This window comes from Psychrobacter sp. van23A (assembly GCF_030845275.1).
Taxonomy (GTDB): Bacteria; Pseudomonadota; Gammaproteobacteria; order Pseudomonadales; family Moraxellaceae; genus Psychrobacter; species Psychrobacter faecalis.
The window spans coordinates 2128590-2153569 of the sequence record NZ_CP132595.1; the positions used below are offsets into that span (position 1 = coordinate 2128590).

At 43.7% G+C, this 24980-nt stretch carries 15 protein-coding genes and 2 pseudogenes; 1 reads left to right on the forward strand and 16 read right to left on the reverse strand.

From position 1 onward, the window contains the following. Window positions 1-30: 30 nt before the first annotated feature. The 15 genes and pseudogenes from rpsA to RAH45_RS09110 all read right to left on the reverse strand — a co-directional run bounded on the left by rpsA (window position 31) and on the right by RAH45_RS09110 (window position 19441). Window positions 31-1719, reverse strand: coding sequence for a 30S ribosomal protein S1 (rpsA, locus tag RAH45_RS09045; RefSeq protein WP_068404509.1), 1689 nt, complete (start codon window positions 1717-1719; stop codon window positions 31-33). A gap of 365 nt (window positions 1720-2084) precedes the next feature. After that, on the reverse strand, window positions 2085-2840 hold the full coding sequence (gene cmk, locus RAH45_RS09050; RefSeq protein ID WP_306495196.1) for a (d)CMP kinase: 756 nt from the start codon (window positions 2838-2840) through the stop codon (window positions 2085-2087). 179 nt (window positions 2841-3019) lie between these two features. Then, window positions 3020-3571: a tRNA adenosine(34) deaminase TadA gene (gene tadA / locus RAH45_RS09055; RefSeq protein ID WP_082894267.1), complete on the reverse strand. Its 552-nt coding sequence runs from the start codon at window positions 3569-3571 to the stop codon at window positions 3020-3022. Beyond that, complete coding sequence (locus tag RAH45_RS09060) at window positions 3572-4309, reverse strand: uracil-DNA glycosylase (protein ID WP_068404512.1); 738 nt, start codon at window positions 4307-4309, stop codon at window positions 3572-3574. 135 nt (window positions 4310-4444) lie between these two features. After that, window positions 4445-6496: pseudogene (locus tag RAH45_RS09065) on the reverse strand (AAA family ATPase); the annotation flags it as partial. Window positions 6497-6892: 396 nt separating this feature from the next. Continuing rightward, window positions 6893-7018 (reverse strand): annotated as a pseudogene (locus tag RAH45_RS13780) (Clp protease N-terminal domain-containing protein); the annotation flags it as partial. 676 nt (window positions 7019-7694) lie between these two features. Beyond that, window positions 7695-8102: an ATP-dependent Clp protease adaptor ClpS gene (locus tag RAH45_RS09070; protein WP_068404516.1), complete on the reverse strand. Its 408-nt coding sequence runs from the start codon at window positions 8100-8102 to the stop codon at window positions 7695-7697. A gap of 157 nt (window positions 8103-8259) precedes the next feature. Then, window positions 8260-9159, reverse strand: a complete 900-nt coding sequence (locus RAH45_RS09075; RefSeq protein WP_306495197.1) for a hypothetical protein — start codon at window positions 9157-9159, stop codon at window positions 8260-8262. A gap of 103 nt (window positions 9160-9262) precedes the next feature. Then, window positions 9263-10330 carry an N-acetyl-gamma-glutamyl-phosphate reductase gene (argC, locus tag RAH45_RS09080; RefSeq protein WP_102077197.1) on the reverse strand — a complete coding sequence of 356 codons (1068 nt, stop codon included), beginning with the start codon at window positions 10328-10330 and terminating at the stop codon, window positions 9263-9265. A 150-nt stretch (window positions 10331-10480) separates the two neighbouring features. Further along, window positions 10481-11617: a uroporphyrinogen decarboxylase gene (hemE, locus tag RAH45_RS09085; RefSeq protein ID WP_068404521.1), complete on the reverse strand. Its 1137-nt coding sequence runs from the start codon at window positions 11615-11617 to the stop codon at window positions 10481-10483. 209 nt (window positions 11618-11826) lie between these two features. Next, window positions 11827-12999, reverse strand: a complete 1173-nt coding sequence (gene proB, locus RAH45_RS09090; protein ID WP_068404522.1) for a glutamate 5-kinase — start codon at window positions 12997-12999, stop codon at window positions 11827-11829. A 109-nt stretch (window positions 13000-13108) separates the two neighbouring features. After that, window positions 13109-14311: an Obg family GTPase CgtA gene (cgtA, locus tag RAH45_RS09095; protein WP_068404524.1), complete on the reverse strand. Its 1203-nt coding sequence runs from the start codon at window positions 14309-14311 to the stop codon at window positions 13109-13111. A 321-nt stretch (window positions 14312-14632) separates the two neighbouring features. After that, complete coding sequence (locus RAH45_RS09100) at window positions 14633-16078, reverse strand: glyceraldehyde-3-phosphate dehydrogenase (RefSeq protein WP_191689675.1); 1446 nt, start codon at window positions 16076-16078, stop codon at window positions 14633-14635. A 378-nt stretch (window positions 16079-16456) separates the two neighbouring features. After that, the gene (locus RAH45_RS09105) at window positions 16457-17740 is read right to left on the reverse strand and encodes a lipocalin family protein (protein WP_306495198.1); all 1284 of its coding nucleotides are present in this window, start codon (window positions 17738-17740) and stop codon (window positions 16457-16459) included. 561 nt (window positions 17741-18301) lie between these two features. After that, window positions 18302-19441: an NUDIX domain-containing protein gene (locus tag RAH45_RS09110; protein WP_191689680.1), complete on the reverse strand. Its 1140-nt coding sequence runs from the start codon at window positions 19439-19441 to the stop codon at window positions 18302-18304. 206 nt (window positions 19442-19647) lie between these two features. Between RAH45_RS09110 and hemP the strand changes: the two genes are divergently transcribed. Continuing rightward, window positions 19648-19806, forward strand: a complete 159-nt coding sequence (gene hemP, locus RAH45_RS09115; RefSeq protein ID WP_227672156.1) for a hemin uptake protein HemP — start codon at window positions 19648-19650, stop codon at window positions 19804-19806. Between the two features lie 122 nt (window positions 19807-19928). On the opposite strand, the gene RAH45_RS09120 is transcribed toward hemP, so the two are convergent. Continuing rightward, a complete protein-coding gene (locus RAH45_RS09120) occupies window positions 19929-24950 on the reverse strand; it encodes a translocation/assembly module TamB domain-containing protein (RefSeq protein WP_306495199.1) in 5022 nt (1673 codons plus the stop codon). Window positions 24951-24980: the final 30 nt, after the last annotated feature.

The following is a 24980-nucleotide window of genomic DNA, read 5'->3' on the forward strand; positions in this document are numbered from 1 at the left end:
TATAGTATAACTATATCAACAAACTACCGCTTACTGCATTTGTTCTTTGATCAAGTCACCAATGGTTTTTGGCTGTGCATCAGAACCGGCAGCAGCAGTCGTACCAGTGCTTCCCAATTCTTTAATCGCTTGACGCTCTTCAGCTTCGTCTTTGGCTTTGATTGACAAGTTGATGTTACGAGTTTTGCGATCAACACTGATGATTTTCGCTTCAACATCATCACCAACAGATAGATGCTTGGTTGCATCTTCAACGCGATCACGTTGAATCTCAGAAGCACGTAAATAAGCTTCTACTTCGTCAGCAAGTTCGATAGTCGCACCTTTCGCGTCTACTTCTTTTACTTTACCATTAACGATAGCACCGCGGTCATTGTTGACTAGGTATTCGTTGAATGGATCAGAGCTTAATTGTTTGATGCCTAAGCTGATACGGTTGGCTTCTGAATCTACAGACAATACCATTGCTTCAACGGTGTCGCCTTTGTTGTAGTTACGGATAGCTTCTTCGCCAGTTTCGTTCCAAGAGATATCAGATAGATGAACAAGACCATCGATACCACCGTCTAGACCAATAAAGATACCGAAATCAGTGATAGATTTAATCGTACCAGTGATTTTATCACCGCGCTCATGTTTCTTATCAAACTCATCCCATGGGTTAGCAAGAGTTTGTTTGATACCTAAGCTGATACGACGACGTTCTTCATCGATATCAAGGATCATCACTTCAACTTCGTCACCCACTTGCACAACTTTTGATGGGTGGATGTTTTTATTGGTGTGATCCATCTCTGATACGTGGACTAGACCTTCAATGCCTTCAGAGATTTCAGCAAAACAACCATAGTCAGTCAAGTTAGTTACGCGAGCTTTAACAACGCTACCCACTGGGTATGTGCCGCCAACGTTATCCCAAGGATCTGTACCAAGTTGTTTTAGACCTAAGCTTACGCGATTGCGCTCACGATCAAACTTCAATACTTTAACTTTTAGATCTTGACCAACTTCAACCACCTCAGATGGATGCTTGATACGGCGCCACGCCATGTCAGTGATGTGTAGTAGACCATCAATACCACCAAGATCAACGAATGCACCGTAATCAGTTAGGTTCTTAACGATACCTTCGATCTCGATACCTTCTTCAAGCTTGTTCAATAGCTCTTCACGCTCAGCTGAGTTTTCAGCTTCCATAACAGCGCGGCGACTTACCACGACGTTGTTACGTTTTTGATCAAGTTTGATAACTTTAAATTCTAGCTCTTTGCCTTCTAGATGCGTGGTATCACGAATCGGACGGACGTCTACCAATGAACCTGGTAGGAACGCGCGAACTGAACCGATATCAACGGTAAAGCCGCCTTTTACTTTGCTAGAAATAATACCTTTAACGATCTCATCGTTATCAGAGATTTTCTCAAGGAAATTCCAAGTCTCAACGCGTTTGGCTTTTTCGCGTGACAGTAAGGTTTGACCCATACCGTTATCAACCGCTTCAACCACGACGTCGACTGTGTCGCCAACTTCAACTTCAAGTTCGCCTTCTTCGCTTAAAAACTCTTCACGAGCGACGATACCTTCAGATTTAAGACCAGTATCTACTGTGATCCAATCGCTATCGATGGCTACAACAGTACCAGTAATAACCGAGCCACGCTCGATATCAAGACCTGTTTCTTCGATGCTCGCTTCAAATAGTTCAGCAAATGATTCCATTATGTCTACCTTTGTATAGCCGTATCCTGTCCAGCACAGTACGGATCAAATGTATGACTGTATAAAACGAGAATACTGGTTTTATATCTTATGCAGTCATATAAAAAAACGGTTGTTGCTAATAAGCGATTTTTTAGCGAACTCACTAGCAACGACTGTCTTACTTATATTTACCCCACTCTCAACTTATTTTTCTAAGGTATTGGTTTACTTATTTTTTAAAATTTCAGTTAAAACAATTAGAATTTTAAATTCTATAAAAATCAAAAGCCTACGATAAGTTGAGATTGGCGTTTATATTTATACAATTTTATACTAAAACGGAAGCCATAGGAAACCTTTTAGTACTTAAAATGTTGTTTTTATTAACGATTAAAACAAACACCCTTATCTTGACAATGTTTTTTTACCAACTCATAAACCGCGTCAGCGTCTAGGTTTGAGCTATCTAAAACCAGTGCATCTTCAGCCGGTTTTGACGGTGCCGTTGCTCGGTTTTCATCACGCTCATCTCGCGCTTTAATCGTTGCCAGAATCGCGTCAAAGTCGGCCGCCTGCCCAGCTTTTAATAGCTGTACCACGCGGCGCTCTGCACGAGCGGTAGCGCTTGCGGTCAGATAGACCTTTACATCGGCATCGGGGAAAACTACCGTGCCCATGTCGCGACCATCCGCAACCAATCCTGATTGGGTTGCCATATCTTGCTGCAATTTAAGCAATGCTTGGCGCACCTTTGGATAAACTGCAACTTGTGAAGCATAACCGCCAACGGTTTCATTGCGTACTTGCTCACCAATCTTAGCGCCATTGACAATAATATCCACGCGCCCTGAATCGCTATTAGGCTCAAAAACGATCTGTAAGCTTTGGGTCAATTCTAATAACGCAGTCTCATCAATCGCTTGGTTGGCATCTGCTGTAATCAGACCTGCTTCAAACGCTTTTAAACCAACGATGCGATATAACGCCCCTGAATCAAGCAGCTGATAGCCCAAAGTTTGCGCTAAGCGCCACGTAACCGTGCCTTTACCTGCCCCACTTGGACCATCAATACAGATAACCGGATAGCGCAATGACGGCGTCTCACTATTGTCATTAGTATCAGGTATAAAAGCAGACATAACACTCACTTAATCGTCGGCAGAGCTGACATCGTGGTAAACAAAGAATTTCCCTGCGCTATCAAACGCTTGCACGGTAATAGACAGATTCGTAAGCAAATAGGGCGATAGTATAGCAAACATAACTCCCTATCACTAGCAGTGAGACTAATATCTTGTTAATCATTTGAACGGTTTTTTTATCTTTTTTTTCGTTTGGACGCTTGCCGACGTTCACGAAAAAAAGCCTTTAGCATTTGACTGCTATGCTCACGGCACAGACCTTTATACACTTGAATACGATGATTATAAAAAGACTCGGCAGCCAAGTTCATTTGACTACCAACCATACCAGCCCTCGGCTCGCTTGCTGCATAGATAAGTCTATCGACGCGAGCATGAATCAGCGCGCCAATACACATAGTACACGGCTCTAAAGTCACATATAACGTTGTCTGAAGCGGCAAGCGATAGTTGTTTAAACGCGTGCAGGCATCCCTTAACGCGATAATCTCTGCATGCGCGGTTGCGTCATGGCGTCCAATCGGCTCATTAAAACCTTGACCTATAATCTGCTGATTGTGTACCAGTATTGCTCCTACGGGCACTTCTTCACGTGCAGCGCCTTGCTTAGCAAGATTAAGCGCTTGTTGCATCCAGTTGATATCTTCGACTGCCCAAAGTTCATCTGTAGCAAGTTGGTAGTTAATTGCCTGAAATGGCTGCAAGCTTATATTCTGTATATTTTTCATTTACTGTGGCAATTGCCAGTCAATCGGTTTTTGGCCATGTTGTATTAGATAATCATTGGTCTTAGAAAACGGCTTAGAACCAAAAAACCCGCCGCGGTTGGCAGCCAACGGCGATGGATGTACAGCGGTCAGAATCAAATGTTTATCGGTATTGATATATTTGCCTTTTTTCTGCGCTTTACTGCCCCACAATATAAATACCGTATGCTCTGTTTGTTCATTGACCACGTCAATTACGGCGTCGGTAAACTGCTCCCAACCTTTATTTTGATGGCTGTTTGGCGTGCCTTCTTGTACCGTAAGCGAGCTGTTTAATAACAACACGCCTTGCTGCGCCCAATAAGTCAGATCGCCATGTTTTGAAGGAGCGATTCCGATGTCACTCGCCATCTCTTTTAGCACATTATTTAAAGACGGCGGTTTTGGTATGGCTTTTGGTACTGAAAACGATAAACCCATCGCTTGCCCTGGACCATGATAAGGGTCTTGACCCAGTATCACCACCTTCACCTGTGATAATGGCGTTAGATTTAACGCATTAAACATTAAGGGCGCTGGCGGATAAATACTATCATCTGATTGATAAGCTTCTTTTAAAAAAGCGCGCAAGTTATCCATATTATCAGAGGTCAATTCTTCTGCTAAGGCTTGTTTCCAGTCGTCCGGTAAGCGCACATTGTCCAAAATCGCTTGTTTTTGGGCCTCGGTTTTCGTAGATTTTTCATCAAACAATTCCATGATAGGTCCTTTTTTATTTTTTATAGGAGGATAAGAAATACGATTATTCAATAAATTATAGCAATAAAAAAACGGCTACCATTGTAACCGTTTTTATAACACCGTAACCGTTGTTATTATATCAATAGCAAAAACTTAGCTAGCTAGTGACTCAGAATCTGGATGCGGCTCATGGGTTTCAACGACCGTTAAGATAATACGACTGTCGGCTGAACCTTTATCCGAAGATTTACCGCTAGTTTTATCAAGCTTAACCGTATCACCGTCTTGCTCATTGGCTTCTTTTGGTTCTAAGCTTAGATGGACTACCCCACCGTTTACCAAGTCGCCAAACAAAATCATACTCGCGAGTGGCTTTTTGATCTCGTCTTGAATAAGGCGCTGCATAGGACGCGCACCCATGAGGCGATCATAGCCTTTCTCCGCCAAGTAATCACGGACTTCATCGTCAATCTCGAGCGTCACTTGCTTGTCATCGAGCTGTACTTGTAGCTCAACCAAGAACTTATCGACCACAGAGACGACGACCGACGTATCTAACGCGTTGAACTGAATAATCGCATCCAAACGGTTACGGAATTCAGGGGTAAAGACGCGTTTGAGTGCTTCGGTATTGTCGCGGCTGTGATCTTGCTGAGTAAAGCCCATCGAAGAGCGGCTGATACTTTCAGCGCCGACGTTAGTGGTCATAATGACGATCACTTGCTTAAAGATAGCCACGCGGCCGTTGTTATCAGTCAACGTACCGTGGTCCATCACTTGTAATAACAAGTTAAAGACATCAGGGTGTGCTTTTTCGATTTCATCAAGTAACAACACGCAATGTGGATGCTGATTGATTTTTTCAGTCAGCAAACCGCCTTGGTCATAACCAACATAACCGGGAGGCGCACCAATCAAACGTGACGCCGTATGCGCTTCCATGTACTCTGACATATCAAAGCGGACCAGCTCTACACCTAACAAATTAGCCAGTTGACGTGATACTTCTGTTTTACCAACCCCGGTTGGACCAGCAAACATAAATGAGCCAATTGGTTTGTCTGGTGCTTTTAGACCGGCACGCGACAGTTTAATGGCATCTGCCAAGGTTTCAATCGCTTCATCTTGACCAAATACTAAGTGTTTAAGATCACGATCTAAATGCTCAAGAATGCTCTTATCATCACTTGATACGGATTTGGGCGGAATACGCGCAAGCTTAGCAATGATGGCTTCGATATCAGCAACATCGATTTTTATCGGTGCGCGTTTGCCTTTAGATTTTTTAGACCCGCTCGCACGATCATTGGCTTTTGCCGTATCTGCTTCCTCTTGCATTTCATTGGAAGTGCTTGTTGTATCAAAGCTGTCATCGTCAGCATCACCCCCAAGACCTTCTTCATCGGCATCGATTTGCGCATCAAAGTCTTGTTCTAAATTGGCAATAAAGCTTTCTTCAGCGTCAATATCGTCTAGATCCGCGACGATACCTAAACGCTTATAAGCACCGGCTTCATCAATAACATCGATGGCTTTATCGGGTAAAAAGCGCTCGTGAATGTGTTTCGCCGATAATTGCACAGCAGTTACCAAGGCTTCGTCGGTATATTCGACGTTATGAAACTCTTCATAACGCGGTTTCAACCCACGTAAAATATCGATACTGTCATCGACACTTGGCTCTTTAACATCAATTTTTTGAAAACGACGTGACAAGGCATGGTCTTTTTCAAACACCTGACGATATTCAGTAAAGGTTGTTGAACCAATACAGCGCAGCTCACCATTGGCAAGCGCTGGTTTGATTAAGTTTGAGACGTCCATATTGCTACTCATTGACGAGCCTGCGCCAATAATCATATGAATCTCATCGATAAACAAAATCGCATTGGGTTTTTTCTTTAACGCATCAAGTAGTGATTTCATCCGTTTTTCAAAATCGCCGCGGTACTTAGTACCAGCGATTAATGAGCCAATATCTAGACTATAAATCACGCAGCCATTTAAAGGTTTTGGTGCTTTATCATTGATAATCAGCCACGCCAATCCTTCAGCAATAGAGGTTTTACCAACGCCTGGCTCACCGACCAATAGTGGGTTATTTTTACGGCGACGGCATAATACTTGAGCGGCGCGCTCAATCTCAGGACCACGACCGATTAGTGGGTCAGTTTTACCTTCAGCAGCGCGCTGGTTTAAGTTGGTTGCAAATTCAACCAAAGGATCTTTACTGGTTTTTTCTGACGCACTACGGCGCTCACCAGTCATTGAAGCACGTGGCTCAGATGGCTCGTCTTTGTCTTGACCATGTGATAAATACTGGGTCAGCTCAAGGCGGCTGATGCCCTGCTTTTTAAGCAAATAAACGGCATAAGTATCATGCTCTGAAAACATCGATACCAAAATATCAGAACCTTCAACTAAACGCCCGCCACCAATAGACTGCACGTGGAAAATAGCACGCTGCAAAATGCGGTCAAAGCTCTGGGTGGGTTGTGGTGATTGTTCAGAATCTGCGTCCACGGTTGGCGTATGCTTATTGATATAAGCTTCTAGCTCACTACGCAACGTTGAGACATTGGCATTGCAAGCAGTCAACGTATTGGCAGCATTGGTATTTTCCAATAACGCCAATAGGAGATGTTCAACAGTGAGATACTCATGCGATTTTTGGCGCGCAAGTGTCATTGCTAAACGCAAAGAAACTTCAAGATGACGACTTAACATAAGGACTTCCTACGGTTGTACCTATCTTATTATTGATAGCTTTATGAATGAGTTAGTAACTAAATCAGGGCGATAGATGGATTGTTCAAGGGCAATGTTGAGTTTATTAACAGACATTACTGAATGATGTCTTCCATGGCTTGAATACTATTTGCGTCTTACCTTTATCTCAACATGATACTTAACCATAGTCAATCTTTTAACGCTGACTAAAATGTATCGAAGTGTCCACTAGACCTTTATTGCGCAGTATTTATTGTGCAGTATTAAAGCGACAAATAGGCAAAAAACACTTCGAGCGTAAGTTTTCGAAAGTAACGGTTGAATTTAACAGAGATAAAAGGTGCTAAAACGATATGAAAAAATGTGGGGTTTAATACGATTAAGTGTACAAGGGTATACTTTAATATATGGGTGATATGAAAAAAAAATCAAGCAGAAAATGCAAAGCTAGGAAGATTAATAAAAGAGAATTAAAGGAGTGACAATAAATTTAAAAAGGCAGGAATCAAGTAGACAAATAGATTAGAGCAAACCATTGGCTAATACATCAGGTTTGCTCTACGGCAGAGTTCTTATAATAAATAAAAAGGTAAGAAATAAAAAGGTAAGAAATAGAGAAGTGAGTAAAATCAACCGAAATTAGAGAAAACTTAAGACAAAATAGGCTAAAAAATTATTCACCCTGATGCGGCTCGATTTGAGTCAATAAAGGATAACCTTCACGGTGCGCCAAGCTATTGACTTTTTTGGCTTTGGTTTCAGCGATGTCTTTTGGATAAATGCCTGCAATACCCTTGCTGCTATTGTGAATGGTCAGCATAATTTCAACTGCTGTATCCATACTATGACGAAACTCTGATTGCAGCACATAGACGACAAACTCCATCGGCGTGTAGTTATCGTTATACATGACCACTGCATACATCGGCGGTTTTGCTACTTCTGGCTCAGCGACCAATACATCGGCTTGCGGTGAAGTTTCGCCCTCGGTATCACCATCTTGCGCTAGACGCAGCGGCGTATTTGGGAAATGCCAATCGGCAACGGTTGGCGTTGAATGTAATATCGGTTGTTTTATCATAATTAGCGTACAAATTAATAGCGATGCTGTAACAGCATAAAGAGGATTAAAAAGAGTAGCAGACCTGTCTAGCTATCACTTAGCATATGACAAGAAAGTATTAATACATTAAAAATCTAAAATTCAATAAAATAAAGTTCAATAAAATATCAAAAACTTAAGGTTCAATGGGGCTTTCATCAACTTCTGGCAAATCTAAAAGTGACAACGGCATGCTATCAACCTTATCACCAAGCTTCCAGTCGTATAATTGCTCCAATTCTTGTCCGCCTGCGCTTAAGCTTAATTTCACTTGCAAAGGTTTAAAGCCTGTTGGCATCATAAAGCGGCCGCGGATTCGCGTTATGCCATCGATAGTATAACTTGCCGGCTCAAGCGGCACTTCTACAAAGTTATTATCATTCAACAAGGTTAAAGTAGGTTTTAAGCGCTTAGCTTTGCCGTCGCTGGCAAGCATTGCCACATCAAAGCCGTACTCAAAAGCGTTTTCAGGCAAAGGTTTGATTTTCGCCCCAAGTATTTGTAAAGGCATACCGCCATTTTCACTAACAAGCTCAGCATATATCTCATTAAGTTGGGCTAATTGTTTATTTTCAACCGTCAATTCCTGTTGATTTTCACGTAGCTCTTTTAAATTTCCCAAACTTATTTCTAACTCTTGCTTAGCGGTTGCCGCTTCATTAGTGGCAATTTTGCTGCTAAGGCGTAAATCTTTCAGCTCTTGCGTGGCTTCTTTACTGGTAATCACCGCTTGCTGAGTTTCTGCCTGCATCGAATAATAGCCGCGCTGATAGCCAAGTTTATGACCAAATGCGAGTCCAACTCCAGCGGTCACCAATACCGTCACTACGAATAATGCCAATACTAAGGTAGAAGCGCCTCGTTGCTTATTACTAATAAGCGAGTTGCTAATAATAGGGCTATTTATCAGCGCATGACTCTGTTGGTAATGAGAATAAGAGAGATGCGCATCGTGCCCCATATCATAGGAAACAGAGTCTTGGCACGATACTCGTGCAGGCTGTTGGCAAAGGCGTGGTGCACTCTTCAAACGCATTTAGACGATATCTCTTAACAGTAAAGGCAGGTTATTATAGCGGAATTTATAATCAATACCTAGCACCATAAATATGAGGGATTTGTTAATAGCTAGACATCTGTTAAGGAACGATAGGGGCAAAGTCTAAGCCCATCGATTCATCGAAACCAAACATCACATTCATATTTTGTACGGCCTGCCCAGCAGCACCTTTCACCAAATTGTCTTGCACGACAATCACCGTCAGCTCAGCACGCGCATTGTCTTGGTGAATACCAATACGCAAACGATTACTGGCTCGCACGCTGCGTGTATCAGGATAAAGCCCCTTTGGCATCACATCGACAAACGGCTCTGCCGCATAGCTTGTCTCAAATACTTGCTGCCAATCGATAGCAGTGCCTGCTTCGGTAAGCTCTAAATGAATAGAGCTCAGCATGCCGCGTATCATTGGTACCAGATGCGGTAAAAAACGGATACGATGGTCAAACTGGCTCTCTAACAATTGAGCAACGCCCTGCTCAATCTCTGGTAAATGCCGATGACCTTCAACGCTATAAGCTTTGAAATTATCGGTGGTTTCCGCATAGTTAAGCGCAAGCTTCGCTTGCCGACCCGCGCCCGAAACGCCAGATTTTGCATCGATAACGATACGTGACTCAACCAGCCTTTCGGCTTGCTGATTTTGCGCATCGATAATAGGTTTTAAGCCCAAAATAGCGGTGGTTGGATAGCAGCCAGGGTTACCGACAACTAACGCATTGGCCAATTTTTCTCGATTGATTTCAGGTAAGCCATAAACGGCGGTCTTTAACAATTCAGGACAGGCATGCGCTTGCTGATACCAATGCTCAAAATCTGCTAATGACTGCAAGCGAAAATCGGCGGCCAAATCAATGACCTTTACACCCGCTGCCGTTAATGCCTCTGCTTGCTTCATTGCCACGCCATGTGGGGTCGCAAAGAATACCACATCGCATTTTTGCAAGGTCGCTAGCGTCTCATCACCTAAATCGCTAAAAACTATATCGGAGATACCGCGTAAGCTTGGGAATATCTCATCAGCGCGGGTGCCAGCTTCGCTACGTGAGGTTAGCAAATCAATAGACACTTCAGGATGGGCAGATAATAAGCGAATCAGCTCAATACCTGTATAGCCTGTGCCGCCGACAATCGCTGCTGAAATCATAAGATATTCCTTTTTCTTTTAATGCGTAAATATTTAGATAGAGATAAGCTCTACATCAAAGTTAAACCTTGTTGCTTCTAAATATAAGCGCTATTACTAGCGCTTTTAAACGTTCATTTTTTAATAATTAACGATATTAAATTTTATAACTTAAATTTTATAATCATGTACCGCATCGATAAAGACTTTGGCATTATCAGGATTGACCCACTGGGTAATACCGTGACCTAAGTTTGCCACATAGCCGGTTTTTTCGCCACTGGCGTAAGCGCTATCGAGCATCGCGTTGACTTCAGCACGGATAGTTGCAGGCGAGCCGTACAAGGTTGCGGGGTCTAAATTACCCTGAATGGCTTTGCTACTTTGTAGTTTTTTATGTTGCTTGGTCAATTGGCGCTGACTTTCTGTCAATACTTGACGGGCGCGATCAATAGGCATTGTCCAGTCTAAACCTAGCGCATCGGCCTCACTATCCGCTTGCACATCGAGCCACAATCCACCGCCTTTGGTAAATAGTACGACTGGGATTTCTGGATGACGTACCTTTAGCTCAGCGACAATACGCTTATTATAGGCATGCGAGAAATTCACAAACTGACGATGACCAAGCGCCCCGCCCCAGCTATCAAATATCTGCAAAATTTGTGCGCCAGCAACCACTTGCGCATCCAAATAATCAATCACTGACGTTGCCAATTTATCTAATAATTGATGTAAAAACTCCGGATTGCTATATAAGAAACCCTTGGTATAGCGATAATCTTTTGAGCTGCCGCCTTCAATCATATAAGTCGCTAGCGTCCAAGGGCTACCCGAAAAGCCGAATAACGGCACTTGTCCGTTTAGTGCTTTACGAATGCTCGTCACCGCGCGCATGACATAATCAAGCGAGTCATTCATATCGAGTACCGGCAATCTGTCTAAATCCGCTTGCGTACGAATCGGATGCTTAAACTTCGGACCCTCGCCCGTTTCAAAATACAGTCCTAGCCCCATGGCATCAGGAATGGTCAAAATATCACTAAATAAAATTGCGGCGTCCAAGTCATAACGGCGCAGCGGCTGCAAAGTGACTTCGGTCGCACGCGCCGTATCTTTACATAGGCTCATAAAATCACCGGCTTCGGCACGGGTGGCTTTATATTCTGGTAAATAACGGCCGGCTTGGCGCATCATCCATACGGGCGTGGTATCTATGGGCTCAAAGCGGAGTGCTCGTAGCAATCTATCGTTTTTTAAAGGCGCAAAGTTCTGCTCAAGCGCATGGTTACTGTCTGAAGCACTCATGTACAACTCTCCAAAACAGCCCTATATTCAATAAAATAAATAACAGGGCAAGATAAAATAAGTGAAAGAAAAGATTAATAAACGCTTATAACGCATAGATAGCGGCATTTAATCCTAAAAAGCTTCATAATGATTTGATATCAGCTTCTTTATATTAAATACCATTTACTATTAAGCTTTGAGAACACCTACCGATTAAAGGGGTATAACTACACGGTTAACGCTAAATTGTCGCGATGTACCATGACCACACGCTCTTCCTTGTTACCAAGGATTCTATCAAACTGCTCTGTACGCTCGCGAGCCACGCGGCAAGCGTCACGCGATGAGAAGTTCACTTGACCAACAGCGATACGCTCGCCCGTGTCTTGATTGACAATCTCTACCACATCACCTTCATCAAAATCACCGCGAACCTCGACGACGCCAACTGGCAATAAGCTCTTGTGATGTTCGACAACCGCTTTTGCAGCCCCAGCGTCTACAATGAGCGTGCCTGACATGCGCAAATGCGCCGCTAGCCACTGTTTACGAGCAATGATTTTATCGGCATCATTAGTAGTCAATAACGTACCGACCGCTTCGCCAGAAACCACACGCGTAATCACATCGTCGATAGCGCCACTGACAATAACCGTTGGACAGCCGCCCATGGCAGCTAAGCGTCCAGCACGGATTTTAGTCAGCATACCACCGCGACCAAGTTTACCGCCATCGCCAGCGATATCAAATAAGTAATCGGCCATCGCGCGCTCTTGACGAATCATTTTGGCATTCGGATTGTTACGCGGATTATCAGTAAAAACGCCTTCTTGATCGGTCAAAATAATGTATAAATCGGCATTGACCATCGCCGCCGCCATCGCGCCTAAGGTGTCATTATCGCCGAATTTAATCTCATCAATGGTAATGGTATCGTTTTCATTGATTACGGGCAGCACACGCCATTCTAATAACTGCGTCAATGCTCCCGTGGTATTTAAATAGCGACTACGATTAGACAAATCATCATGAGTTAATAATAGCTGCGAGCTTTGAATACCATGCTGAATCAATGCTGACCACCAGGTTTCAATCAAGCCCATCTGTCCGATGGACGCACAAGCTTGTAGCGCCGCCAGTTTCCTTGGGCGCTCGTCCAGATTCATCCGCACCACGCCTTCAGCAACCGCACCTGACGACACTAGCAATACTTCCACACCTTGCTTATGCAGTTTGGCAATCTGCTTTGCCCATTCGTAAATGGCAGTTCGATCAAGCCCTCGTCCATTATTGGTTAATAGCGATGAGCCAATCTTGACAATAACGCGCCGAATATCAAAGTTGCGAGCTTGCTTAACAAACCTTGCTTCTTCTGTCGTGTTCTCTATGTCAACTGCCATATAAACTCCTGTTGCTAGGGTAAATGAATTACGTGAATAATATTAGAACTGTACGCACACCTATTTAAAAAACGAAACATTAACTTTTGCCAATTTAACCTTAGATATATTAAGGAACGTATACCACTTCGACGCCATCGTCGAAATCGTCATCGTCGTCTAAATTGGTACCTTCACGCGCTGCTTTACGAGCCGCACGATAGGCTTCACGCTGCGCTTCGGTATTCAAACGAACTTCTGCTTCTAAGCGCTCAAAACGCTCTTTTTGGGCTTCAGCAAAAATCGGATCTTCGAGTTCACGCTCACGCTCGCGCTCGATCTCATTCATCAAATGGTACTTAATCGCATCAACGCCTTCACCGGTCAAGGTTGCGGTACGAAATACCATACCTGTCCAACCAAGCTCAGCCACAATATGGGTACAAAGCTCGTTTAAGTCTTCTTCGGCAACCTGATCAATTTTATTTAGCACCAAAATCTGTGGCAAATTGGCCAATTCAGGTGAAAAACGCTCAAGCTCATTTAAAATCACGCGCGCGTTTTCTACTGGGTCGCTGCCATCGATCGGTTTTACATCAACCAAGTGTAACAGACGGCGTGTACGAGCGACATGCTTTAAAAAACGAATGCCAAGTCCTGCGCCTTCTGACGCGCCTTCGATTAAACCCGGAATATCTGCCATCACAAATGAGCGGTGACGACCGATATCAACCACGCCTAAGTTTGGCACTAAGGTGGTAAAGGGATAATCGGCAACCTTAGGTTTGGCGGCAGATACCTGACGGATAAAGGTTGATTTACCCGCGTTAGGTAAACCAATCAGACCAACGTCAGCGACTACTTTTAGCTCAAACTTCAGCACCTTTAATTCGCCTTCAAAACCTGAAGTGGCTTTGCGCGGTGCTTGGTTGGTCGAGCTTTTAAAATGGGTATTACCCAGACCGCCGTCGCCGCCTTTGGCAATCAGTAGCGTTTGACCAATTTCAATCAAATCGCCTAATACTTCGTCGGTTTCGGTATCAACCACGGTCGTACCAATTGGAACTGGCAAATAAATATCGTCAGAGCCTTTACCTGAACAGTTCTTACTATGACCGTTTTCACCGCGCATGGCGTCATAACGACGGGTATAACGGTAGTCAACTAAGGTGTTGGTATTGTCATCGGCAATGACATAGACATCGCCGCCCTTACCGCCATCACCACCGTCAGGGCCACCACGTGGGACATACTTTTCTCGGCGAAAACTGGCGATTCCGTTACCACCGTCACCTGCTTTTACCGTTACGACGGCTTCATCAATAAATCGCATCTTTCGTTCCTTTATTTACCATCTCGTTTATCAACTTACAGTCAGCGACTGTATTTTAGATGGTAGCTATATGTTTGGTAGTTATGAATAACTTAAAAAAATATAAAATCTTCTTTAAAACGGCATTTACTAAAATGTCATACCACGCTTAGCATTTAGCATGACAACAACACCCGATAACCATTCGGACTATCGGGTGTTTGAATACTGCCGTTAATAATTTACACCGATTTATCTAGGATAAAACTTACTTTCGTCCCGCTATTTTGCCTTAGCATTTTATCTAAATACAAACGGCTAAGATAGCAGCTGTGCAAATTTTTACGCTGGAATTTGCGCATAGCTGATGCCAGCCATTTGCGTGGCCAAACGTAACACCTGCGTGCTATAGCCAACTTCGTTATCGTACCAAATATAAACGATAGCATGATTGTCTGTCAAAATCGTCGCTTGCGCATCGACGATACCGACATGCGTATCACCAACAAAATCAGTTGATACCGCTTCGGTAGAATCTGTATAAGCAATCTGAGTTTGCCACTGACTGCTATTAGACACTTTACGCATGAACTCATTTAACGCCTCGGCACTGGCTGGCGCCGTTTTAAGGTTTAAGTTCAAAATCGCTAAGCTGACGTTTGGCGTTGGTACACGAATCGCATTACCCGTCAATTTACCGCTAAGCTCTGGTAGGGCTTTACCGACCGCTTTTGCCGCGCCAGTACTGGTGATAACCATATTCAATACCGCGCTGCGGCCACGGCGATCAGCTTTATGATAATTATCAATTAAGTTTTGATCGTTGGTGAACGAGTGAATAGTTTCTACGTGACCGTTTTCGATACCGTATTCATCATTTAAGACTTTGAGCGTTGGGGTAATCGCGTTGGTGGTACAGCTCGCTGCACTGACGATAGTGTCATCGCCGACCGTATCGTTATTGACGCCATAAACGACATTTTTAATATCACCACCAGCTGGTGCTGTTAATAATACTTTTTTCACACCAGTCGATTGTAAATGCTTGCCAAGACCGTCTTCATCTTTCCAAATACCAGTATTATCGATGACCAATGCATCGTTGATACCATAAGCCGTATAGTCAATCTCGCTTGGGTCTTTGGCATAAATAACTTGTACAAAGCGGCCATTGATGATCAAACCATTGTTTTCATCATCGACAACGACGCCACCAGCGAAGCTACCATGGATTGAATCGCGCTCAAGCAATGAAGCGCGCTTAGCCAGATCGCCCGCTGCTGCTGGACGCACCACAATGGCTTTTAGCTGTAAGCCTTTAGCGCTTGACGCTTGTGACAATAAAAGACGCGTTAAGATACGACCAATACGGCCAAAACCATATAGCACCACGTCCGTTGCGCCATTGCTAGCTGCATTGTCATTGTTAATAGACTCTAATACCGCTTGTAAATCACTGTCATTAGCAATCAATTGACCAACATCGATACGCGCCGCTTGGATGTCTTTATTCTCTGCAAGCGTTTTAACCATCGTTAAAGTATCCGCGACAGCGATAGGTTTAGCACCTTTATCACGTAGCGCGACTTTTTGATGCAATGCCAGTATTTGACCCACAGAGGTTGTATCTAGCGTATCACCAAACAATGTCACTTGCACATCTTGCTCATTATAAAGCTTATTTAATAAGCCCATAAGCTCGATGGCTTGTTGCTCTTGTTGGTTATAATTGCTCAAATGGTCTTGATGTAATTGGCGTAAGGTATCAGCGTTGCTCACGAGAAACATCCTTATGGTCAGTAATTAGGTAGCAGAAAAGTAGGAAGAAATATAAATAGATAGGTCATCATTGTTTAAATAACGATATTAAAACGGTCATGCTCGACTTTGGCGGTAGTGATTGGCAATAGTAACTATCACTAACTAGCGTCACAGTCTTTATCGTCACCGTCTTTAGATAAGGTAGATTTTAGCCTAAAACGCCCTATTTTGCTAGTGATAACCGAATTTGACGTACTTATCGCGTTTTTTAGCGCTTTATAAGTTACTGCATAAAACTAAAGGCAGCTTGCATTGCTGCTCTATTGTCAATTATCGATAAATCAAACAAAAATATGATAATTATAAAATACTTATATGGTTATGCCATGTATGGTTATGAAAAACTTAAGGAACCAACTTTACCGTCTGATTGGTCTGCGGGGTAAGTTTAAATTCTTTTAAATCGTAGCCCTGCTTTTGGGCAATTTGGCGATATTTTGCATAGGTCTCTTGGCTAACATTCGGCGAACGAGCCAGTAACCATAAATATTCTTTATCTGGCGTGCCAACCAATGCCGTTTTGTAATCTGCGTCACGCGCCAGTACCCAATAATCGGCGCGGCCAACAGGCACCCAGCGAATCCATGACGGCAAAAAAGTAACCTTTAATTTACTACCCGAAGCATCAGCGGGTTTAGCTAGACCTTCTGCGGTAATGGCTGAACCATCTTGCGCTTTGCATTGATTAATCACCTTAATGCCTGAACCGTCAGTTTTTTCAACATACGTCGCAGTCACATCACTGGCACAGTTGCGCTGAAAATACATCGGCAAGCGCCCTATCTCGTACCAAGTACCAGCGTATTTTTTGAGATCAACGCTATCAACTGTAGTTGGAACGCTAGCAGATTTATGGATAATTGCATTTGGCTTAATGGATAAGGTTTCTGTGCTGGTTTTATCCGTCGTTACATTAGCGGTCACAGTAGCTTTAGCCGCGGTATTGACGGGCGGCGTCGCTGCATAGGCTGAGAACGCAGCCAATGGGATAATAATTGCTAGAGCAATACCTGTATGCTTGATAAGTCCATTCATAAATATACGCTCTGGTATTGTTGGTAAACCCATATCTTCATTGCCGTCATCTGCATCGACAGCTTCAGCAGTAATAGACTTATTGGATTTAGTATTGCCATTTAAGCTTTTCGCTGAGATGTCTACAGCAGCATCAATATTGATATCGGTAGTATTGATATCAGTAGTTTTTTGCACTTTCTTATAAGCAGGCGCTTTTTTGTATCCACCGCCATCTTGAAAACTGCGGCTTTGCAAATCTTGAGTGCTTTTAAAACTTGTATTATAGTTATTTTGATCGTGATCGCTGCTATCAATCAATACAGACTTTGCGGCTTTAGGCGCGTTTTGTCCAATCTTTTTATAGACGAATTCATTATCTGTTGCTGGTGCCTTTAGGGCGACATCGTCTACTGGCATATCGTTCGCGCTATCATTGTGATAGTTAGCGTCATTGCTGGCATCACTCGATTGTGACGTATTATCTGTCTTGCGATAACCTTTTTTTAAATAGTTTTTATCAAGATAATGATGACTTGATTTAGTCTGCTGTGATTGAGAACCAGCTGCCTGCGAATCAGGCCATGCTGACTTAGGTAACTTATTGGTTTTCATAGGAGTACCATTTATTAATAGTGTTAGTTAAAATTTTTCATTTATCAAATTTTATAGCGATTAACTCAGTATAAATAATGCTCAACAATCACTTCAAATACAAAAGACAGATGAGTGAAAATTAAATACTGGATTACTTATGTTTACTATACCTTTCAGTGGCGCTGTGATGAATAAAATCACGATAGATAAGAAGTGGTTGGATAGCAATTGGTTAAATAGCAAGTGATTGGATAAAAAGTTGCTAGATGAATCGCCCTTAACAAACTGATTTTGCGCCCTTTAGTAATTTGCAGGTTTATAGTAATGGCAAAGGGCTAAGCAAAACAGTGTAGCAATGTAGGAAAACGCAACGGTTTGTAAGTAATTCTGTATTTATGCCATACAAGCAATACATGGTTACCTTGTGTAAAAATAGATTTAAAATCAGTGGTTTGCCCCCATTAAACCTCACTCTTATATGGCCTTACATTTGCTTTCAGTTTTTGATTTACCTTTCATATTTTGGTTAATTATTGGCTGCGAATATACGCAAAAATAATATAAATACCATGTTAAAAATTACCGCAAAAATCGTCGGATACCAGCAACAGCAATGCCGCCATACTGCTCTGCTTGAGCCCTCATTGCTGGCGATAAACCACCTAAGCCAATCACTGGTATATCGGCTAATTCTGCTAATATCGACCACGCTTGCCAGCCAAGTGGCTCGACATCAGGATGGGTTTGGGTTGCTAAAACTGGTGATATAAAAATACCGATAACGGGTGGTAATTGTTGCTCTAAACGTCTATGCGCCAACTTATTAGCGGCAGCGACACTTTCGGCGTCGTGGCAGCTAATGATTAATGGATAGTTTAATAAATGGTTTGTAGATAGAACGTCGTACGGTATATGGTTATTCTGATAAACAGCGTTATCAATATCGCTTAAGCCGCGTATAAGTTGTGTTTGGGTTAACTGCTTTGCGACGATTTGGTGGTTTATAGCTTGCTTATGTGCTTGGTCGCTTTCAAATTCAGCTGGTACAATCGCCTGTATATCTGCACGCAAGCGTAATAGCTGCGCTATATTATTATCTGCATCCATGGCTTTTGGACGGACATAAACCCAAGCATCATGCGCCAAATGCGCTGCATGAAATTGTAGCCAAGCTGCTGCTGGATCAGCCGCGTCGTTAAAGTGTGCCAATGGATAAGTAATTGCTATCTGTTGTGGTAAGCGCAACCATGCAAGAACGGTTTTATTAGCGGCTGGCAGTTGATAATCTCCTGCCATTAACTTCGATTTATCTACCCAAGTTAATGCTTGACCCTCCAATCCCTGCTGGCAATGTTTATGCTGTTCATACTGCTGCGCACTTAGTGCTACCTTGTAAACCTGCAAACATACCTGCTTATCGCCATAATCATGATGCAGCCGACCGAGTTTCACTGCAGTATTATTTGCGATATCAATACCTATTTCTTCAGCGACTTCGCGTATCAGCGCTTGTTGAATGGTTTCATTAGTATCTATCTTGCCGCCTACAAACTCATAACGATTACCTTGATGCTGCGATGCATTTCTAAAACCGAGCAAATACTGATGCTGATAATAAATGACCGCCACCGCAACATTGACGATTTTTAGCGGTTTATGGGCACTTGCCTCATTTTTAGCGAACAAATTTTTGCTTGAATCCTCTACATGACTGCGCATTCTATTGCCCTTTATAATGGTACGATTGTTTTGACTTATAGCGTTTGTAAATGCTGCTTTATATAAGTTTACATAATAACTGTGATTTATTTTATCAAATAGCTTGCAAAAGCTTTCAATGTAAATGATAATTATTATCGTTAATAACTTACTTTACCCCACTGCCTTATCTTTAATTATTTTATCAAAAGGAATTTACTATGAGCATGGTCATCTCTCGTTATTTAAACTGCCGCGAAAACCGCTTGCCTACGCTGCAATCACAGCACCTATTTGCGCTAACCAAAGAAGTGCGTATCGAGCACGAAGGCGAAGAATATCGCTTACGCTTAACGCGCAATAACCGCTTAATTTTAACCAAATAAATCAACTGCTCACCGCATAAAAAAACGCCTTTTGATAAAGGCGTTTTTTATTGCATTAAATGAACCACTAACAAGCGACTTAAAAATCGACAGTATAGTAAAGCTATTAAAAGCTTAAGTGCTTAGAACTGCCAACTATAAACCACATCGACCGCGTTTTCCGCCGCTGAAGTTGCTTCGACATAAATGCGGCGCGTTAGCTGATAACGGATAGATAGGCTATTTTGTGCATTAAACACCCCGACTCCGTAGCGAATATACAAATCAGGGGTCACATAACCAGTAACGTTGACGTTGGTGTCATCACTACTGCCTGATGCATCAACGGTTAGGCTTTGGAAGCCAAACGCTTGACCTATCTGATTGGTTAGATTGCGCGTGCCACTCAGCCCAAAGCTTAGTCCCGCCGCCGCAAGGTTATTAGTCACCTGCGATTTAAAGCCTTGCTCACTGATTTGCGTCGCGCTCTTATTATTAATACGGCCCGTTATCAAGGCATTCATCGCTTGCTGCTGGGTTAAGCCAGCATTGTTAAAGACGATAATATTTGGATTTTCTGTATTGCCTTTAACGCGTACGCCGACGGTCTTACCGCTGATGGTTTTAACCGCCTCAATGCTCAGATTTGGTTTCATCACGTCGCCATTAAAACGCACCTGACCGTAATTCAGCTCTAAGCTCTGACCAAAAATATTGACATTGGTACGGCGAGAAACCTGCACGACGCCTTTGGCGCGCATAACGCCTGTGCCATTTTGGGTGACATTAATCGCCCCTGCTAACGGAATCACTGCACCAAAACCGCGGAAATTGATGTCATCGCCCAAGTCAATACCGATGTCGGCATTGATTGACCAAGGTTTTGAAATCGCTAAAACCTCATCAATATTACCAATCAAACGGCGATCAAGCACTACCGCATCTTCGGTTTGGGTAATGATATCTTCACTGGCTTCTGGTGGACGAATGGTCGCTGACGGCACACTGACCGCGCCAGTAATATTGACATAACGGTCACCCGGACGCACGATAATGTCGATATCAGGGTTAATCTCAGCCAACAATAATGGCGGCTGAGTCAATACCAAACGCTCGCCAATGATGCTGAGCTTAGCTTGCAGTTTTTGTTGCCAATTTACCGTACCAGTCAGCTTGCCCGTACCGGTACCACTATTAAAAGTGCCGTCGATATTCGCCTGCGTACCACGAATTTTGGCATCGACATTGACCTTTCTTAAATTGATTGGTAAATCTAGCATCGCAATACGGCCATCAGCCAATTTCACATCGCCATAAAACTGCGGTTTATCGAGCGTCCCACCCAAACCACCTGCCATAGTGATATTACCTTCGAGCACGCGCATACCGGGGAAGAAAGGCTTAAACACTGCCAAATTCAGCTCATTGAGCACCAGCGCACCCGAGATAGGTTTCGGTGTTTTATAAGGGTCAACGATAACCTCAGCATAGCCACGCGCACCGCGACCAGTATTGATATCCGTGCGCAGTTTGATGCCTTCAGGGACCGATAAAGCAATGACCGACACGCGCTTATAAGGCAAGGTAACCGGCTGACTATCGCCATCTTGCATCAAGCCGATTTTGCCGTTGTCAGAATACAGCGTGGTATTGATCGTCGGCGGACGACCACGTTGCCAACCGACGATGGCTTTACCATTAATTTTCGCTTGCCAATCGATATCTTTGGGTAAAAAGACCGAGAATAGTGAAGTATCCAAGTTTTGTACCGCTAAATTGACTTGACCTGCCGCTGGTGAAGCAATGAGATTCTCGCGTAAACACAGCTTGCCCGTTTGGTCGGTCGCCTGCCAACAGTGGGCGGCAAGCTGCACTTTTAAGTCAGTAGAATTATTACCCTGCTTTTTGGGTAAATTGACAATTAATTGTGCAGGTTGTAGTTGGTTTAACGTCGCATATTTTGATTTGATACGCCCTTTACCAATCACTCCTGACCAACTGAGCTTATCGCGATTAAAACCACCCTTGAGCCGAGCGGCGATAGCAAGCTCATCATTTGCCACTTCAAGATTGACCACATGCGCCTGCTCAGTGCCATTAAAAGTGGCATTGACCTTTTTAAAGCTCTGACCTGCCGCATCCAAACCTTCGGCGCTAATAATAAGCTGGCTTGGGCTATTGGCCAAATTGACCAGCTTACCGCGGATACGACCTTGACGCAAAATAAAGCCCGGTAGCGCTAGTCGCTCACCAACCAAGTCGATATAAATCGTTGGCAGCGCTTGGCCTGCGGGCTGCGACAAGGTTGCGCCGCCCGTCACTTTACCAGCAAGCTTATCTGATAGCTGGTCAAGACTGGTGATATTAATCTTAGCTTGTAGCTGCTTTGCGTTACCATTGGCAGTAAGATAATTATCGCCCCAACGTAGCACCAAATTATTGGCATTTAAGCTATCGATTAGCGCATTAACTTGCTGATACTGTGCCTGTGCATCCTGTGCTTGTAAGCGTTTAAAATAACTGCCCAAGTCTTTTGGTAGGCGCAGCTTCGCCACCAGACTACCTTTGGCACTGAGCGGCTGGCCTTTTAGCACGCCACTTAGGTTAACTTGTTTGATATTAACGATTTGCTGATTGTCACCCCAGCGCCCATCGGTATCAATAGTGCCAGTGATGGTACTTGGGATATCTTTAAAGAAATAACCCAAGTTAAAGCGATTCATCACCGCCTTAACATTCCAAGCGATACCTTTACGCACATCGACCGTACCATTAGCATCGATACTACCTGCGGCGCCGACATGGCGGAAACGCTTGATACGAATCAGCTGTGCGTCACCACTGGCGTCAATGCTAAGTTTACCGGCTGGCAGTTGCTCAGCATCTAATATACCATCAAATTTCACCGCAAAGTTTTTCAGCTTACCCTTTGCGTTAGAATTAGTATTGGCTTGGTTCTTTGGCGGCGGTTGCCACACACCGCTGGTTTTTAAATCACCAGTGATAATGGCGGCATTATTGGGTAAAAAATAGCCAAGGTTAAATTTGTCAAAGCGGCCATCGACCGTCCAGCCAATGTTTTGACGTAAGTCAATGACACCGTTCGCTTTTACTGCGCCGGCTTCACCGTTATAGTTGAGTTTACGAATACGAATCAGCTTTGGCGTACCAGCAGCATCAATCGATAAGCTGCCCTTTGGTACGTCAGCGGAATCAATATGACCATCAAAACGAGCATCAAAAACAGACAGCTCGCCGCCGATAATATCAACGCTAGCATCACCGCTGCCCGTGATACCAATAGCGCGGCTATCTTGACTGGCATCAAGGTTTGCTTTTAAATCGGTATTAGTAAAACTAATAATATGGCGCTGACCTTTGACACGGTTTTTACTGATATTGAGCATACGCCCGCGCGCATTGATATGCCCTGTTAAGCGCTCAAGCGGTAAGTCACTACGATATTTTTTGGGTAATAAGCCATTGGTACGCGCATCAATTTGCCACGTTAGCGGGTGTTTTTTACTGGCCAGTTGAATCTGCCCTGTACCAGATAGGTCGCCTACTATACCTTTGTAATTAAGACGGTTGATATTAATCACGTCGCCGGCTTTACGCACGCGCACATCATAGTTGCCTTTAGGGGCGGCATTTAACTCATTAATCACCGCTTTGCCATCGACCGATAAATTCGAGCCGCGGATAATAACATTGGCTTGTCCGCTTGGACTGTCGACATTACCGATATTTGGCAGATTGCGGCGTACCAGATTTTGCCACTTGGCATCGATATACCAAGGCGTGACTTGCTTAGAATTGGCGCTGCGACCACGAGCAGGCGTTTTGCCACGCACGATATTGGCATTGAGATGCTCACCATCGCGCTGACGCAAATCTGCATCCATCTCTAGATTGCCATTTTTATTTTTATGCTGATAACGTACCGATAAACGACCATTGAGCTTTTGCGGCGCATAGGGTTTAAAGTCGGCATATTCAGCTGGAATCGCCTGTCGAATATCAAAATTACTGCCTGTGGCGCGGACTACCGCATCAAAACTCTCTTTCCAGTCCAAAATACCTTGCAATGTCAAATTGCCTGCTGGTACTTGCGCATCCAAACGATCAACGCGCAGCTGACTGTTGGCGATAATACCGCGACCTTGATAGTGACCCGATGGGATATCTTTAGCGGTCAGCTCGGTATTGATACGCAGACGTATCTCCGAGATGACGCCCGACGCGGTCGCCATGCCGCTTTTTAGGTGGATATTTTGGCTATCGGCATAAGGAATTAAAATATCGTCCCATTTAAGTTTCGCTTGAAACGGCGAACCTTCATCTAGGCCCTGCACCACGAAATCACCGCTGACATCGCTGTCGTTATAACGGCTACGGACTTTACCAACGGTACGTTTTAGCGTACCGGTTGCGGTGATATTTAAAGGGTCGATATAGGCTTTTTCTAACGCACTTACCTCGACAATTCCGCTCAAATCTAAAGGATAGTCGCCTTGTAAATCTGCCTGACCTTTTAAAGCGCTGACTTTTACAATATCCGCATACTGCAATTTGCCGCGCCCGACGTTCACCACGCTACCAACCCAAGTCAAATCTCGCGCTTCGATATCATGCACAACGATAGGGTCTTTGGTGACTTGTTTATAAATAATGGTTTTTATTTTTGCTTGATCAAAGCGCAAATTGACTGGCAAGCTAAGCGTTCGATAATCAAACGGCTCGCCCGTAGGTGGCTTATTATTGATAATCTCAATGGTTTGAATGTCGGCATCGCGTAGATGCACTTCTTTGGCAAATACCGCGCGCCAGCCTATTTTGACATAAGCTTTATCGACCAATATCTCAAGGTCTTCGGTAGCGTTGATATCGATATCGCTGACCCAAATACCATCGCGCAGATTACCCCGACCGTATTTAAACTTAACCCCCGTCTCGGCACTGATTTTTTCTAAAATGAACTTTGTGCCTGACTCAGTACCGACCGCATATAAAAATATGGCGAACATAATCGCCAGTACAATCAAAATAAGAACCGTTAATTTGAGCAAAAAAGACAGGGGAAACCAACGTCTAACAGCGCGGGCATCGCGCTGTGCTGGATCTTCATCCGAGGGCTTATTTGGCGGGGTATTTTTGGTCAACATGACACTCAGCTATGTTAAAGAAGGATTACC

Excerpts from the sequence above, each read along its gene's own strand:
- RAH45_RS09075 (WP_306495197.1), bottom strand. The coding sequence starts at position 9,159 with ATGCGTTTGAAGAGTGCACCACGCCTTTGCCAACAGCCTGCACGAGTA.
- RAH45_RS09100 (WP_191689675.1), bottom strand. The coding sequence starts at position 16,078 with ATGTTTCTCGTGAGCAACGCTGATACCTTACGCCAATTACATCAAGAC.
- rpsA (WP_068404509.1), bottom strand. The coding sequence starts at position 1,719 with ATGGAATCATTTGCTGAACTATTTGAAGCGAGCATCGAAGAAACAGGT.
- hemE (WP_068404521.1), bottom strand. The coding sequence starts at position 11,617 with ATGAGTGCTTCAGACAGTAACCATGCGCTTGAGCAGAACTTTGCGCCT.
- RAH45_RS09070 (WP_068404516.1), bottom strand. The coding sequence starts at position 8,102 with ATGATAAAACAACCGATATTACATTCAACGCCAACCGTTGCCGATTGG.
- cmk (WP_306495196.1), bottom strand. The coding sequence starts at position 2,840 with ATGTCTGCTTTTATACCTGATACTAATGACAATAGTGAGACGCCGTCA.
- cgtA (WP_068404524.1), bottom strand. The coding sequence starts at position 14,311 with ATGCGATTTATTGATGAAGCCGTCGTAACGGTAAAAGCAGGTGACGGT.
- argC (WP_102077197.1), bottom strand. The coding sequence starts at position 10,330 with ATGATTTCAGCAGCGATTGTCGGCGGCACAGGCTATACAGGTATTGAG.
- RAH45_RS09060 (WP_068404512.1), bottom strand. The coding sequence starts at position 4,309 with ATGGAATTGTTTGATGAAAAATCTACGAAAACCGAGGCCCAAAAACAA.
- RAH45_RS09110 (WP_191689680.1), bottom strand. The coding sequence starts at position 19,441 with ATGCGCAGTCATGTAGAGGATTCAAGCAAAAATTTGTTCGCTAAAAAT.
- tadA (WP_082894267.1), bottom strand. The coding sequence starts at position 3,571 with ATGAAAAATATACAGAATATAAGCTTGCAGCCATTTCAGGCAATTAAC.
- hemP (WP_227672156.1), top strand. The coding sequence starts at position 19,648 with ATGGTCATCTCTCGTTATTTAAACTGCCGCGAAAACCGCTTGCCTACG.
- RAH45_RS09120 (WP_306495199.1), bottom strand. The coding sequence starts at position 24,950 with ATGTTGACCAAAAATACCCCGCCAAATAAGCCCTCGGATGAAGATCCA.
- RAH45_RS09105 (WP_306495198.1), bottom strand. The coding sequence starts at position 17,740 with ATGAAAACCAATAAGTTACCTAAGTCAGCATGGCCTGATTCGCAGGCA.
- proB (WP_068404522.1), bottom strand. The coding sequence starts at position 12,999 with ATGGCAGTTGACATAGAGAACACGACAGAAGAAGCAAGGTTTGTTAAG.